Below are 14,814 nucleotides of genomic sequence, written 5' to 3'. Positions count from 1 at the left end.
GAGAGAGATGAGCATTTGGGTTTTTATAGGTAGCTCATTACTTTTTGCTTGCATAATTGTTTTAGCAAATTATAGTGTGCAATATCCTGTGCTTGATACGCCGCTCACTTATGGGGCTTTAAGCTATCCTCTTAGTTTCTTGCTTATAGATGTGTTGAGCGAAAAATATAGCAAACCTCAAGTATTGAAAATACTTTGGTGTGGGCTTATACTTGCTTTTATTCCCTCACTTTTAGCAAGTGAGCTAAGCATAGCCATTGCAAGTGTGTGTGCCTTTTTTGTCTCACAGAATCTTGATGTGCATATATTCTTTTATCTTAAAAGTCGCTTTCCACGTTTATGGTGGCTTCGCAATAACGCAAGCACAATAATTGCACAATTTATTGATACAATGATTTTCTTTCATATTGCGTTTTTATTTATATATCCTTGGGAGCAAGTTATGGCTATGGTTTTTGCAGATTTTTGCATAAAAGCTTTTCTTGCTTTATGCGATACTCCATTTTTCTATGCCCTTGCTATACGCGGACATAAGCAACCTAAAACAACTCAAAAACGAGGTGAAGTATGAATCTTTCTAATAAAATCTCACGGCTCTTTGGACATTTCGCATCTTATGAGTTTCCCTCTCCATTACAGAATCTTATTAATGCCGTGTATGTGAAAATCTTTCACATTGAGCTTGGTGAATTTGCTCCTGCTTCTAGCTATGCTTCGCTCAATGCACTTTTTACACGAGCACTTACAAGTGAGCGCACGATTAATCCTAATCCTATTGTGCTTGTTGCGCCTTGTGATTCTCTGATAACTCAAATGGGCAAAAGCACACAAAAAAATGCTCTCCAAATCAAAGGTATGGAATATTCTGTTGAAGAGCTTTTAGGACAAAAGCTTGATAGGGAGTTCTATTATATAAATTTTTATCTCTCACCAAAAGACTATCATCGTTATCACGCACCTTGTGATATGGAGATTTATGAGGTGCGATATTTTGGCGGGGAGCTGCTTCCTGTGAATCTACCATCTTTACAAAAAAATCAAAGTCTTTTTGCCCGAAATGAACGCGTAGTAGTGGTAGGCAAAACATCAACAAACAAATGGCTGTATTTTGTCGCCATAGGTGCACTTAATGTGGGAAGTATAGTAATGCATTTTGAGAGCAGAGTTGAGAGTAATGCCAAATCACACGATATTTGCTATACTTACCGCACACCTATTACAATAAAAAAGGGTGAGGAATTGGGAATGTTTAAAATGGGTTCAACTATTGTGCTTTTTATGGAGCAGATGATTCCAGATGTGCATATTAATGAGAAAGTTAAATTTGCTCAAGACATAGGCACTCATACATAAAATTATATAAATTTAAGGAATAGTTATGTCAGCCACACTCACCAATGAAATTAAAGATTTACTTCATAAACTCAATGGGCTTTTGGTAGCACATTATTATCAAAAAGATGAAATTGTCGCTTTAGCAGATTTATGTGGAGATAGTTTGGAGCTTTCCCGTAAGGCTTCGCAAAGTGAGAAAAATCTCATTGTATTTTGTGGCGTGGCATTTATGGGGCAAAGCGTTAAGGTGCTTGCTCCACAAAAGCGTGTGATTATGCCAAGATTAGCGTGTTGTTCTATGGCAAGAATGATTGATAGTGATTATTATGATGAAAGCATTGCTCTTTTAGAATCTTATGGCTTAAGCAAAGATTCTATCTTTCCTATTACTTATATTAATTCAAATGCTGATGTTAAAGCAAAAGTTGCGCAAATGGGCGGGCTTGTTTGCACAAGCGCAAACGCTGCAAAAATTTTTGATTTTGCAAAGGAGCAGGGCAAAAAGATATTTTTTCTCCCCGATAGGTGCTTAGGAGAGAATCTTGCGCGTTTAAATAGCAAAAAATCTGCATTATTACGCACAGATAGTAAAGAAAAAGTGCTTAGTGCTGATGTGATTTGCTATGATGGATTCTGTTCTGTGCATCAGCTTTTCACGCCACAAGATATTACCTTTTATCGTGAAAAATTTGCAGATATTAAAATTGTCGTGCATCCTGAATGCGACCCGAGTGTCGTAGAACTTGCTGATTTTGTTGGCTCGACAAGTCAAATCATTGCTTATGTGCAAAATTTGCCTTTAGAGCAAAAAGTGGCAGTAGGCACAGAATTTAATCTTGTCAATCGTTTGCGTCCTAAATATAATGGCAAACAAACAACCTTTGTCCTTAGCTCAAGTAAGCCTCAATGTCCTACAATGAATGAAACAACTCTTGAAGATGTGCGTGATGTGCTTCTTGCTTTTGAAGATAATAAGCCTATTAATGAAGTGTTTTTGGATAATGAGATTCAAAAATGGGCAAAAATCGCTCTTGATAGAATGCTTGAACTCTCTTAAAAGATAAAAGTAATTTTACCTTTTGTAACATACTTTTTTAAAGTTAGAAAAAAATAAAAATTAAAAATTATTCATTAAATAATTTTTATTAAAAATATAGTGTTCCATTTTTGTATTTTAATATCAAAGGTGGAACAAAAATTTTACTTTCTGGAGGATTTTCGTATGAAAAAGATTGTTTCTTTTTTATTGGCGTCAGCTTTATTTGGTGCAAGTAGCTTGGTGGCAGTTGAGCCAACATCAAATGGTGTAAATAAGCTACAAGCAAGTGAGAGTGAATTCCTCTTTGGTAAGCAAGAAAGTAATAATGTTGCTATTCTTTCTGATAAAGAGATGAAAGAAACTAAGGGGGAATTTTTCTCTGGTTTAGGCGGAGCTTTGGTTGTTTTGGCTATTGATAAATATGGTCAAAAGAAGGGTTGGTGGTAATCACCAGCCCTTAATTTTTTAAGGAGGATTTATGCAGTTGAAATTTCTTAGAAACTTGTTGCTTTCTCTTGCATTTTTAGGCGCAATAACTTCTTTAAGCCTTGCCGCTGATTGTGAAGAAACTAACTGCTCAAGCTTTCGCATAGGTGTGGGGGGAGCTTATCATACCTTAGATGGCAAAGGAGCAAATAATATAAGTAGCACAGGTGGCTATCTCTCTTTTGCAGCACGTGGCACTCTCAAACAAAGGCTTATGAGCGAACTTAGCGGAAAAATAGGCGTAGGGAGCGCAAAAGCAAGTGGAGCATACTTCGCAACTCTTGATGAAAAGCCACTTTCAGTTTTTACAGAGGCTTCTTTTAAGATTGGTTTAAATATTTCAAGCAAACACCTTCCTTTGTTTGTCAATGCTGTATATGGTTGGGATAATTTCTCTACAAATACAAAAGATAAAGGAGTGGGGCTTTCACGCGAATTAGGCGGGGCAGAGCTTGAAGGATTCTTACCTACTCGCAATAATTCAAAGATAGAATATCTCGTAGGTTACTATCATTTCTTTGCGGGAAATTATCTTTTGCAAAATGATGTAAGCTCAAAGCTTGGGGGTACAAACTATATGATTAAGGCAAGTTTGGGCTATGTGAGCAATATTACGCCAAATCTAGGATTTTATATTAAAGCTATTGGCAAATATGAAAATATGAGCGATTCAAAACTTACGGCTACAAATGTTAATTATCCTGCAAGCACTAACTATGTGGGTATGATAGAGCTTGGGCTTGAATTATAATAGATTCTATAAGGATTAGAATCTAATCCTTATAGACAAGATTCTTATTTCTCACAAAAATCAGTAGGCAAGCTTTTAGGTGAGATTTGCGCTTCATCTATGGGTGTAAAATCTCCCCTTTTATAATGCTCTATGGCACACACGCCAATCATTGCCGCATTATCAGCACAAAAAGCAAGGTCAGCGAGATGAAGCTGTTTATTATACTCCTTACAAAGCTCATTTAGGGTGGTGCGTAGGTATGTATTTGCGCTTGCTCCTCCTACAATAGCAAAATGTTCTAAATCTTGTGCCTGCACGCTTTGAAAATATAATCTTACTTTGCGCACGATATGTTCACACGCGCTTTGTTGGAATCCTGCACAGATACTTCCTCTATCTTTGGGGCTAAGAGGTTGGGGCAGAGCTTGAATGGCAAGTCTTACGGCATTTTTTAAACCCGAAAAGCTAAATTGTAGTTTTTGATTATGCAAAAGTGGCACAGGAAAACTATGAGGCGCAATATGTGGAAAGTCGCGCATAAAAGTTGTAGCATAAGATTCTATAACAGGACCACCTGGATAACCTAATCCCAAATATTTAGCTACTTTATCAAAGCTTTCCCCAAAGCTATCATCAAGGCTTTGAGCGATAAGGCTTATGGCATTAAAATCGCGCATATGGAGAATCTGTGTATGCCCGCCAGATACAAGCAAAATGCCAAGAGGTTGGGGCAGAGAGGTGTTTTTAGGGAGAATGGCTTGCATATCTGAAGTGGCTTTATGAATCAAAAGCGAATAAATATGTCCCTTAAGGTGATTAACACAAATAAGCGGCACTTGCAAACCAAGACAAAGTGCCTTTGCCATCATCAAACCTTCAATGAGTGTTACACTTAGTCCCGGACGCGTGGTTACCGCGACTGCTTTAATAGGAGATAAATCGTTATTGAGAAATGCTTTGAGCTTTTTTAGAATCTCTGGAAGTCTTTGAGCGTGAAGTCTTGAAGCAATTTCTGGCACAATCCCACCATAAGTGCTATGTTCTTCATCTTGAGAAAGTTTGATATGATAAAGAAGCGAAGCATCATTAATGCTCGTTAGGGCAAGTGAGCTATCATCGCAGCTTGATTCTATGCTTAAGATCATAAGCAAATTCCTTAAAAATTCCAAAGTGTGCTAAGATTATACATAAGAAGTTTAAAGGATTATCTATGAAAAAAATCAAATATAGACTTAAGGCGGAATGGGAGGAACAAATAGCTATATTAATGGCTTTTCCGCACAAAAATAGCGATTGGGCAATACACATTGAGGTGGCTCGAGAATGTTTTGTGCGTATTATAGAGCAGATTCTATATTTTGAATCAGTAATACTTTGTGTGGATATTAATGATGATGAGGGAATGGCATTATTGCACACACATTTTAAAAAACATATTGCATTTGCCCAAAATGAGACATTTAAATCGTATAATCAACAATATGGGCTTCATATTGTTCGTGTGCCCACAAATGATACTTGGGCGAGGGATTTTGGAGGTATTAGCGTGGAAGCAGAGGGGGGCATAGCCCTATTTGATTTTGTCTTTAATGGTTGGGGGCTAAAATATCCTGCAAATTATGACAATCAAATTACGCAAAATATTGTTTGTGAAGCTTTCAAAAATACTCATTTATCTCCACTTGTAAAAAGAATTTTTTCATCTTATCGTCTCATAAAAACTAATATGATTCTTGAGGGTGGCAGCATAGAAAGCAATGGGGCAGGGGTATTGCTTACTAATACACAATGTCTCCTTGAAAAAAATCGCAATCCTCATCTTAGCCAAGATGAAATAGAATCTAAGCTTAAAGAGTATTTTGGATTAGATTCTGTATTGTGGCTTACACAAGGCTATCTTGCAGGAGATGATACAGATAGTCATATTGATACACTAGCGCGTTTTATTAGTGAGGATACGATTGCTTACATCACTTGTGATGATAAGCAAGATGAGCATTTTGAATCTCTTAAGAGTATGGAGGCGGAACTACGCGCTTTAAAACAATCTAATGGAGAGCCATATAAGCTTATTCCTCTGCCTTTTACTCAAGCTATTTATGATGAACAAGGACAACGGCTACCTGCGAGCTATGCAAATTTTCTTTTTGTTAATGGTGGATTGCTTGTGCCAACTTATGGGGATAAAAATGATAAAAAGGCACTTGAAATACTAAGCAAAGCATTGCCAAAGTATAGGGTAGTGGGCGTAGATTGTTGCTCATTGATTTTATGGCACGGCAGTTTACATTGCGTGAGTATGCAGGTGTATGATACATTATAAGTAAATGCAAAACTATTTTATATTCGCCAATAACAACTTTCTACCAAGATATTCTTATTAAATAACTCAGATTCTAGATTCTATTAAGGGTTAAATTTCTAAAAATGCTTAATATTCTCTTGTGTTTACATTTTGTTTTATAAGTACGCCTTGAGAGAGGGCATTTGCAATTCTTCATAAAGCTCTTGTGCTTTTTCTCCGCCACAAAGTTCTTTTACGATAGTAAGGGCAAATACATTTGCTGTAGCAGGACCAACTGAAGTGATAATATTACCATTTTTTACTACCGCTTCCGCATTTCTATTTTTGCCTTGCATATTGATTTGATTTTCGCAACCAGGATAACAAGTAAATTCACCCTCAAGCACCCCCGCCTTATCAAGCACGATAGGGGAGGCACAAATTGCAGCTATGAGCTTTTGTTCTTGCTTAAAGGTCGTGAGCCATAGCTTAATGAGTTCATTGTTGGCAAGATTTTGCATTCCATTATAACCTCCTGCGAGGACAATAGCATTGAAATGTTCCATTTCAAGCTCGGGCAAGGCAGAATCCGCTTCGATTACAATATGATGTGCTCCCAAAACGCGTTTATGAGAATCAAGACTAGCGACTACCACCCGCACACCTGCGCGTCTTAAAATATCTGCCACAGATACTAACTCAATTTCTTCAAATCCTCTTGCAATAGGAAGTAAAACATTCTTCATCAATTCTCCTTTCTCCTTTTGAAAATTCAATTTTACTATAATTATGGTAAAAATTTTCTTTTTTAGCTTGTTGTATGGAGAGTGGATTGAGATAAAAAAGTTTGAAAAGTATAGTTTTCATAACTAATTCAAACACAAACCTTGTAATCTTGACTTGAGAGATACAAAATCGTATAATCCTGTAATTTTGATATTTACTCGGGCAAAGGCACAAGAATAAGGAAAATGACAAACAAATGAAATATCCGCTTAATTATAAAAATGAATTTTCTTCTAGTTTGCTTTTTTGGATTACGAGATTTATACGTTATAAGCTTACAACACTATCTAACCATCAAGTAAATGATAAATCAAGCATTCTTCAGGCAATAAATACATTAAGTAATGATAAAATAAGTAATATAGATGAATTAGAAAATATCTGTAAAAAAGCGAGAAAAGCGGGTATGATAGGGATTAATACTTACTCTACCCCGCTACTCAAACTTTACGCTTTCCTTACGCAAAGCTCTATTGATACAATGGAGGATATTGATGAGGAAGTATTAAGCGATTTTTTAAGTGTGGAGACAAGTGCTCTTTCTAACGCAAGTAAAAAAAACTATCGCATTGCTCTCATTGGTTTTTTTGGTTATATTGATAAGCAAAATGAGAGTGATGGTGCATCTTATGTATATGATATTACACTCAAAATCAGCTCATTACAAGGCAAAAGTGGACAAAAACTCCCCTCATTTTTAAATCAAAAAGAATTAGAACAATTCTTGCGCGCTATTGATGAATCTCAACTTGGGGAAAAAGTCGCTGCGCGTAACAAACTTATTATCAAACTCATTGTTTATACAGGCATACGCGTAAGTGAAGCTCTTAATCTCCGCTGTAAAGATATTTTACCAGCTAAAGACTGCTATCTTATAAGTATTCGCGGTAAAGGCAACAAGCCGCGTGTAGTAATGATACGACAATCCCATATTCAGAATCTTCTTAATACCTGGCTTACGCAACGTTTGGGATTCTCTCCAATGCACGATTTACTCTTTTGTAATGCCAAGGGAAAAGCCCTCACGCAGAGCTATATTTATAAAAATGTGGAGAATATTTTAACTCAAGCAGGGATTCGTAAAGAAAAAAATGGCGCACATATGCTACGACACTCTTTTGCTACCCTGCTCTATCAGCAAAAACACGATTTAGTAATGGTGCAAGAAGCACTTGGACATTCAGATTTAAATACAAGCCGTATTTATACGCATTTTGATATGGAACGTTTGCAAGAAGTTGTCAGTGTAATGGATAATATATCCAATAAAACTCATTCTACTTAAAGGGGCATTATGAACTCTCCTTTATATCTTACTCCAAAAGCCAGTAATCTTGCAATGTGTCTCATAAGCGTATGTGCTTTAATTTTATGGCTTTATGAACCAAAATTATATAGCGATGTATTTCGTTTTATGCTTTTTCCTCTTGGGTTAGTATGGCTTTTGCAAAAACGATATATACTCTTAAAATATTTTATAGTAATTACGGCTGTTATTTTGGGTATTGCATTTGTTTGTAAATATACCTTTTTTTATATGGCAAATTATTTTATGGATAATGTATGGGTAGAAAACATTGCCCACATTGCAAAGCGTCCAATTAATGGTGAGTTTAAAGGTTTTCCTAGTGGGCATACGACAGCGGCGTTTATTGCTGCAGCATTTGCGTGGCAATATATGAGCAAAAAATGGGGTATATTTTTTATATTTTTAGCTTTTATGGTAGGTTACGCTCGTATTATCAGTTTATGGCACACGCCAATTCAAGTATGTGCAGGTGCATTACTTGGCTTTGTAGGGAGTTTAGTGTTTATAAGTTTTATTAATAAAAAGCCTAAAGTGCAGCATTGACAAACATAATGAAAAAGATTATAATCCACGCCCTGTTAGATAAAATCTATACAGAATCTGCGGGGCTGATTGGCTTTCGACAGGAGCAAAGAGACTTAAGTGCATGTGAGCTGGTAAGCTCTAAAACTACCACAAATAAATAAACGCAAACAACGCAAATTACGCTCCAGCTTACGCAAAAGTCGCGTAAGTTTATCACACTTTTGGAGTCGGCTTAAGAACTTCTAATCTAGCTAGAATCTTTCAAGCTGTAATCTTTGCTAGATGCTCTTTTTGTCATACCTTAGCAAAAAGAAAAGAATAAGGTTGCTTGTGGGATTTATCTTGGGGTGTTGGATAACCACGAACAGAAAACAATACCTACTAAACATGTAGATTCTTAAGAAGCTCAAGCTTTTGGACTGGGGTTCAACTCCCCACAGCTCCACCATAACTTCCCTATTTTATATTAAGATTTAATGAATCTGTGCTGCTTTGCGGATTCTATATGCTTTTGAACGACAAGCACTTGAGCAAGTTTTTGCACTTTTGCTTCCAATAAATGGCTTATGGCATACTTGACAATCTTTTTTTGCTTTATCAAGGCTTTTAAGTAATGATACAACCTCACTATGAGAAAGTGAATGCTTACAATAAGGACATTCCATAAAAACTCCTTTAAGTGAAAATATTTAGATTCTATCACATTTTATAAAACGTGTTGCTACATTTTATAAAATGTGATACACTTCACACTTTATTTTTATATAAAGGTTTTTTATGATACTTTCTTCTTTTAAAGGTTCGCCTATTTTAAGTTTTACTTTTGCATCAATTTGCAGTAGCATACTTTTTGCCGATGAAACACTTTCTTCCACAAAACTTTCTCCCCTTATTTCAGCAGCTCACCCTATCAGCAATGCTAATATAAGCGTTATAGATGATACCTTTCTTACCCATACGCAAGCAAATAATCTCCGAGATATCTTTGCAAAAGACGCCGAGATACAAGTTGGCGGTGGTGCACAAATTGCACAAAAACTCTACGTGAGAGGCTTTGAAGATAGAATGTTTCGTGTGAGGCTTGATGGAATCACGCAAGGAGGAAATCTCTTTCATCACCAAGGCAACCTTCTTATTGACCCATTTTTAATTAAAAGCATAGAGATAGAAAAAGGTTTAGCAAAACCAGAAGATGGTGCAGGTGCGCTTGCAGGGGGGATTAATATCATAACAAAAAATGCGTTTGATATGCTATTACCAAATCGCAGTTATGGGGCACATTTTGTATTAGGAGGACAAAGCAATAAAGGTATAGACACTGCTCTTGCTACATACGGGAAAATTACAGAGAATATAGGTTTGCTCGCAAGTTATAGCTTTGATGATGTGCCTTATTATCGTGCAGGAAATGGAGACAAGGTCTCCTCCTCTAAAACGCGCTCACATAATGCGCTTTTTAAATTAAGTTTTCTTCCTAATGCAAATCATTCGCTTAACCTTAACTATCATTTTAATAATGTAAATGCCATAGCTCCCTATGGTGCTAATGTTTTGCTTAGCCAAGATCCAAAACTTTATGATAATACCCTCTTTTCTCACGCTATAAGCACACAATACGCTTATGTGCCAACTGATAATTTTACTTTATTGTGGAATACTTTTTATTCATATAAGAATCTTACACTTTCACCTATTGGAGCAGTATCTAGCACTGATCACGAAAAAGCACACGATTTAAGTTTGCATCATCTTGGAAGCGATATAATGTTGAAACACTACTTTAGCCCTGTGCGTCATTATATAAAATATGGTTTAAACTATCAGCTTATCGCTACCAAAGAACACAATCTTGATGGACACGATAGAGATGATAATAATCAAGGGCACGAATTAGGTGCTATTTATGGCGGATTTATTGGAGCAAATTTTAACTTTTTAGAATCTCTAAGCCTTGATGTAGGTTCGCGCTATGATATCTTCACTTATCGTGATAAAGTTAATACAAGGCATAATACTCAAGGGTTTAGCCCTTATATCTCGCTTCTTTATGCTCCAACAAATGAACTTAGCTTTAAAATCACACAAAATTATAATACACGTGGAGCTATGCCTATGGACGCTTCGCTGCTTGGAAATCCACATATCATTATTAGATCTCTCAAGGCAGAGGGAATGCACAATACAGAATTTGATATGGACTACGATAATAGCCTTTTTAGCGCACATATCGGACTCTATCATCAGTATTTTAAAAATTTCATTAATAGTTATACAAACAAAGGTAATCACACAGGTAGTGGGCATTCGCACGATGATATCCTTCGTCAAAATATGGATTCACACATACGTGTTTTGGGTTATGAAGCAAATGTTGGGCTTGATTTAGATTTTCTTGATGTGCATATAGGTATTGCTCAAAGCTTTCCTACATACAAAAATAAAACGATTACTGACACCTTTGAGCTTGCTGCTGTAAGTGGGCGAAGCTATTATCTAAGTGCAGGATTGCGTCCTTTTAAAAGTGTGCCACAATTTCATATTTTATGGCTTAGTCGTTTTGTAGAGGGAATAGATTATCAAGGTTACAATATGTATTATAATGATACCGAATCTGTAACTAAAAAAGGCTATAACACGCATAATCTTTATTTAACCTATGATGTGAAGTCTTATTTGAGTGTGCGTTTAGCATTTTTAAATCTTACAAATCAAACTTACATAAACCCTATGAGTCCGCTTAAGGAACTCTTTTCAAAAGGAGAAGGCACACCACTCTATGAACCCGGTTTTAGCACAAAAGCACAAATTGCACTTTCGTTTTAGTAGAATCTTTTGGTATAATCGCTTCTTTTAACATATTTTAAGTTTAAAGGAGCAGTAATGAATCTTTCAAAAGTATCAGTGGGTGAAAATCCAAATAAAATCAATGTTATCATTGAAATCCCTTATGGTTCAAATATTAAATACGAAGTTGATAAAGAAAGCGGTTTAGTTGTCGTAGATAGAGTGATGTATGGTGCGATGTTTTATCCTGCTAATTATGGTTTTGTCCCCAATACACTCGCAGATGATGGCGACCCTGTTGATGTTCTTGTGCTTAATTCTTATCCGCTTCAAGCAGGAAGTATGATTGCTTCTAGGCTTATTGGTGTGCTAATTATGGAAGATGAAAGCGGAATGGACGAAAAACTCATTGCTGTGCCTGTTTCTAAAATTGACCCCTCATTTGAAAAGATTCAAAGCCTAGCAGATTTACCACAAATCACACTTGATAGAATCAAAAATTTCTTTGAAACTTACAAAACACTAGAGCCAAACAAATGGGTAAAAGTTAAAGAATACAAAGACAAAACTGCTGCACAAGAGATTTTAGATAAATCAATCAAAGCCTACAAAGGCTAAAAATACTCTTAAAATGATGTTTAAAGGAGGTTATGATGTTTCAGAAGATTCTCATTGCTAATCGTGGCGAAATTGCAGTGCGTATTATCCGCGCTTGTAGGGATTTACATATTAAAAGTATAGCCATATATGCAAGAGCTGATAGAGATTGTTTGCACGTAAAAATGGCTGATGAATCTTATGAAATCAGTGATGACCCATTGCAAGGCTATCTTGATGCGGATTTGATTATTGAGGTAGCATTACGCGCTGAAGCTGATGCAATTCACCCCGGCTATGGGTTTTTAAGTGAGAATGCCACATTTGCTAAAAAAGTGCAAGAAGCGGGAATTACTTGGATAGGACCTGATGCTCTAACAATTGCAAAAATGGGCGATAAAAATGCAGCAAGAGCTATTATGGAAAAAAATGGAATCCCCATTGTGCCAGGCACTCAACCACTTAATAAGCACTCTATAAGTGAGATTGCTAAATATGCACAAAAAATTGGCTATCCTGTGATACTTAAAGCAAGTAGTGGTGGAGGTGGGCGTGGCATACGTGTAGTAGAAAAAGAAGAGGATTTAATAGAATCTTTTGAGGCGTGTAAACGCGAAGCTATGGCATTTTTCAAAAATGATGATGTTTTTATGGAAAAATATATCGTTAATCCTAGACACATAGAGTTTCAAATCTTAGCGGATAATTATGGTAATGTGATTCATCTGCTTGAGCGTGATTGTTCCATACAAAGACGACATCAAAAGCTTGTTGAAATTGCTCCTAGTCCCCTTATTAGCGATGATTTACGCCGAAGAATGGGAGCTGCTGCCGTGGCTGCTGCCAAAGCTGCACAATACACAAATGCAGGCACGGTTGAATTTTTGCTTGATGAGAACAATACTTTTTATTTTATGGAAATGAATACACGCATACAGGTTGAGCACGGCGTTACAGAGGAAATTACTGGTTATGACCTTATAGGGAGACAAATCCGCATTGCGCAAGGAGAAATTTTAGACCTTACACAACACGATATACGCGCACAAGGCTTTGCTATTGAAGTGAGAATTAATGCTGAAGACGTGGCTAATGATTTTGTGCCAAATCCGGGCAAAATTACCACTTACTACCCTGCTCTAGGACCTTTTGTGCGAGTAGATAGTTGTATTTATAAAGATTATGTGATTCCACCCTTTTATGATTCTATGGTAGCAAAGCTCATTGTGAAAGCTTCAAGCTATAATCTTGCGGTAAATAAACTCTCGCGAGCTTTGAATGAATTTACCATTAAAGGCGTGAAAACAACAATTCCTTTTTTGATAAACATTTGCAATGATAAAGACTTTAGGCGAGGATATTTTGATACTTCTTATATTGAAAGTAAAATTAAAGAGCTTATGCCCCCCCCACAATCTAAGCCTGAAGATGATATGGTAAGCGTCATTGTCGCAGCCTTAAGCGCACGCTATGGAGCATAAAACAATGGAGTAGCCTATGAAAAATATCTATCAAAGCACAATATTTTTGGATAAAAGAGCGTGTGAAAAATATCATCTTACACCTGAAATTCTTATGGAAAATGCGGCTTGTGCATTAGAATCTTTAATCAATTCTTTGACACATAAGGGAAGCGTGATAACTATTTTATGCGGGAGTGGTGATAATGGTGGCGATGGATATGCATTAGCTAGGCGTTTAAGCGGGGACTACTCTATAAGAATCTTTCAAGTAAAAGAACCAAAATCACCTCTTTGTATTCAAGCATACGAGCGTGCCTGTGAGTGTGGAATAAAGTTTATAAAAAAAATCTTACCTTGTGATGTAGTAGTAGATTGTGTTGTGGGCAGCGGTTTAAAAGGTAGTTTAGAGCGTGAAGCAAGTGAGATTCTCTCTTTGGCAAATAAAAATGCTCGTTTGTGCATTGCGTGTGATATTCCAAGTGGTTTAAGCGATAAAGATGAAGGCTTTGTATTTAAGGCAGATTATACATTATGTATGGGAGCAATTAAACTTGTGTGTCTAAGCGATAGAGCAAAGGACTATGTGGGAGAATTGCATATTGGCAAACTTGGTTTAAGTGGGAATCATTATGAAGTAACTTCTAATCTTAAAATGCTTGAAAGCTCTGATTTAGCATTACCACAGCGCATAAATAAAAATGTGCATAAAGGTGATTTTGGGCATTTGGCAGTATTTGTAGGAGAAAAAAGCGGTGCTGGGATTTTGAGCGCACAGAGCGCATTGCATTTTGGTGCTGGACTAGTTAGCATAATATCTCAAAAAGATTTACAGATTCCATTTGATATTATGCAAACACACACACTCCCTCACAATACAACTGCTATTGCTCTAGGTATGGGACTTGGTGTAAAAAATGCTGCGCAAATACTTCAAAACTTACAAGAGAGCACTTTGCCCTGCATACTTGATGCTGATGTATTTCATACACCTATGATTAAAAATTTTCTTGATAAAAGTTTAAATCAACAGACTTTAGATTTTTCACGTGAGATTATCTTAACACCACACCCAAAAGAGTTTGAAGCATTACTTAAGCATTGTGATTTGGGGGATTATAATCCTCAAAAACGCATAGATAGTATGCTTAGCTTTACTCAAAAATATCCACATACTACTCTTGTCCTCAAAGGTGCAAATGTTTTTATAGCAAAGGCACAAGATATTTATATTAACCCGCTCGGTATCAATGCACTTGCAAAAGGTGGCAGTGGCGATGTTTTAAGCGGGCTCATTGGCGCACTTTTAGCTCAAGGATATAATGGCTTAGATTCGGCACTGCAAGGCTCACTTGCTCATACACTTGCAGCAAGAGAGGCTACAAAACATATTGCAAATTACGCATTGACACCAAGTATGCTTCTTGAAAGCATTACTACCTTGCAATCTCATAAAAGGATACATAAATGAATCAT

At 36.5% G+C, this 14,814-nt stretch carries 15 protein-coding genes and 1 other RNA gene; 13 read left to right on the top strand and 3 right to left on the bottom strand.

Going from position 1 to position 14,814, the window contains the following annotated elements:
* Positions 1-7: 7 nt before the first annotated feature.
* From LS66_RS01485 to LS66_RS01465, 5 genes are all read left to right on the top strand, one after another.
* Positions 8-571 carry a queuosine precursor transporter gene (locus tag LS66_RS01485; RefSeq protein WP_034367615.1) on the top strand — a complete coding sequence of 188 codons (564 nt, stop codon included), beginning with the start codon at positions 8-10 and terminating at the stop codon, positions 569-571.
* A complete protein-coding gene (locus LS66_RS01480) occupies positions 568-1,353 on the top strand; it encodes a phosphatidylserine decarboxylase (RefSeq protein ID WP_034367600.1) in 786 nt (261 codons plus the stop codon). The genes LS66_RS01485 and LS66_RS01480 overlap by 4 nt, the downstream gene beginning before the upstream one ends.
* 25 nt (positions 1,354-1,378) lie before the next feature.
* On the top strand, positions 1,379-2,392 hold the full coding sequence (gene nadA, locus LS66_RS01475) for a quinolinate synthase NadA (protein WP_034367602.1): 1,014 nt from the start codon (positions 1,379-1,381) through the stop codon (positions 2,390-2,392).
* A 165-nt stretch (positions 2,393-2,557) separates the two neighbouring features.
* Entirely contained in the window at positions 2,558-2,821 is a 264-nt protein-coding gene (locus LS66_RS01470) for a hypothetical protein (protein ID WP_052057480.1), read from the top strand.
* 31 nt (positions 2,822-2,852) lie between these two features.
* Positions 2,853-3,611: a hypothetical protein gene (locus LS66_RS01465; protein ID WP_034326584.1), complete on the top strand. Its 759-nt coding sequence runs from the start codon at positions 2,853-2,855 to the stop codon at positions 3,609-3,611.
* Positions 3,612-3,655: 44 nt separating this feature from the next.
* On the opposite strand, the gene tsaD is transcribed toward LS66_RS01465, so the two are convergent.
* A complete protein-coding gene (gene tsaD, locus LS66_RS01460; RefSeq protein ID WP_034367605.1) occupies positions 3,656-4,738 on the bottom strand; it encodes a tRNA (adenosine(37)-N6)-threonylcarbamoyltransferase complex transferase subunit TsaD in 1,083 nt (360 codons plus the stop codon).
* Positions 4,739-4,803: 65 nt separating this feature from the next.
* Here tsaD and LS66_RS01455 point away from each other — a divergent pair, with 65 nt between their 5' ends.
* Complete coding sequence (locus tag LS66_RS01455) at positions 4,804-5,916, top strand: agmatine deiminase family protein (protein WP_034367608.1); 1,113 nt, start codon at positions 4,804-4,806, stop codon at positions 5,914-5,916.
* A gap of 137 nt (positions 5,917-6,053) precedes the next feature.
* On the opposite strand, the gene LS66_RS01450 is transcribed toward LS66_RS01455, so the two are convergent.
* Positions 6,054-6,626, bottom strand: a complete 573-nt coding sequence (locus LS66_RS01450; protein ID WP_226989495.1) for a DJ-1 family glyoxalase III — start codon at positions 6,624-6,626, stop codon at positions 6,054-6,056.
* 233 nt (positions 6,627-6,859) lie between these two features.
* Here LS66_RS01450 and LS66_RS01445 point away from each other — a divergent pair, with 233 nt between their 5' ends.
* The 3 genes from LS66_RS01445 to ssrA all read left to right on the top strand — a co-directional run bounded on the left by LS66_RS01445 (position 6,860) and on the right by ssrA (position 8,945).
* Positions 6,860-7,948, top strand: a complete 1,089-nt coding sequence (locus LS66_RS01445) for a tyrosine-type recombinase/integrase (protein ID WP_011116684.1) — start codon at positions 6,860-6,862, stop codon at positions 7,946-7,948.
* 9 nt (positions 7,949-7,957) lie between these two features.
* Positions 7,958-8,515 carry a phosphatase PAP2 family protein gene (locus LS66_RS01440; RefSeq protein ID WP_011116685.1) on the top strand — a complete coding sequence of 186 codons (558 nt, stop codon included), beginning with the start codon at positions 7,958-7,960 and terminating at the stop codon, positions 8,513-8,515.
* A 61-nt stretch (positions 8,516-8,576) separates the two neighbouring features.
* Positions 8,577-8,945: a transfer-messenger RNA gene (gene ssrA / locus LS66_RS01435) on the top strand.
* A gap of 25 nt (positions 8,946-8,970) precedes the next feature.
* On the opposite strand, the gene LS66_RS01430 is transcribed toward ssrA, so the two are convergent.
* A complete protein-coding gene (locus LS66_RS01430) occupies positions 8,971-9,162 on the bottom strand; it encodes a hypothetical protein (protein ID WP_034328179.1) in 192 nt (63 codons plus the stop codon).
* A 112-nt stretch (positions 9,163-9,274) separates the two neighbouring features.
* Between LS66_RS01430 and LS66_RS01425 the strand changes: the two genes are divergently transcribed.
* From LS66_RS01425 to LS66_RS01410, 4 genes are read left to right on the top strand one after another with little or no spacing between them, the layout of a single operon-like run.
* The gene (locus LS66_RS01425) at positions 9,275-11,320 is read left to right on the top strand and encodes a TonB-dependent siderophore receptor (RefSeq protein WP_034367771.1); all 2,046 of its coding nucleotides are present in this window, start codon (positions 9,275-9,277) and stop codon (positions 11,318-11,320) included.
* Between the two features lie 57 nt (positions 11,321-11,377).
* Complete coding sequence (gene ppa / locus LS66_RS01420; protein WP_034367769.1) at positions 11,378-11,899, top strand: inorganic diphosphatase; 522 nt, start codon at positions 11,378-11,380, stop codon at positions 11,897-11,899.
* Between the two features lie 35 nt (positions 11,900-11,934).
* Positions 11,935-13,359, top strand: coding sequence for an acetyl-CoA carboxylase subunit A (locus LS66_RS01415; RefSeq protein WP_034367766.1), 1,425 nt, complete (start codon positions 11,935-11,937; stop codon positions 13,357-13,359).
* A gap of 16 nt (positions 13,360-13,375) precedes the next feature.
* The gene (locus LS66_RS01410; RefSeq protein ID WP_034367763.1) at positions 13,376-14,809 is read left to right on the top strand and encodes a bifunctional ADP-dependent NAD(P)H-hydrate dehydratase/NAD(P)H-hydrate epimerase; all 1,434 of its coding nucleotides are present in this window, start codon (positions 13,376-13,378) and stop codon (positions 14,807-14,809) included.
* Positions 14,810-14,814 lie beyond the last annotated feature (5 nt).

The sequence above is a fragment of the Helicobacter sp. MIT 03-1614 genome (assembly GCF_000762925.2).
Lineage (GTDB): Bacteria > Campylobacterota > Campylobacteria > Campylobacterales > Helicobacteraceae > Helicobacter_C > Helicobacter_C hepaticus.
Note: the sequence above shows the minus strand (reverse complement) of the source record. Positions and strands in the feature narration are given on the sequence as shown.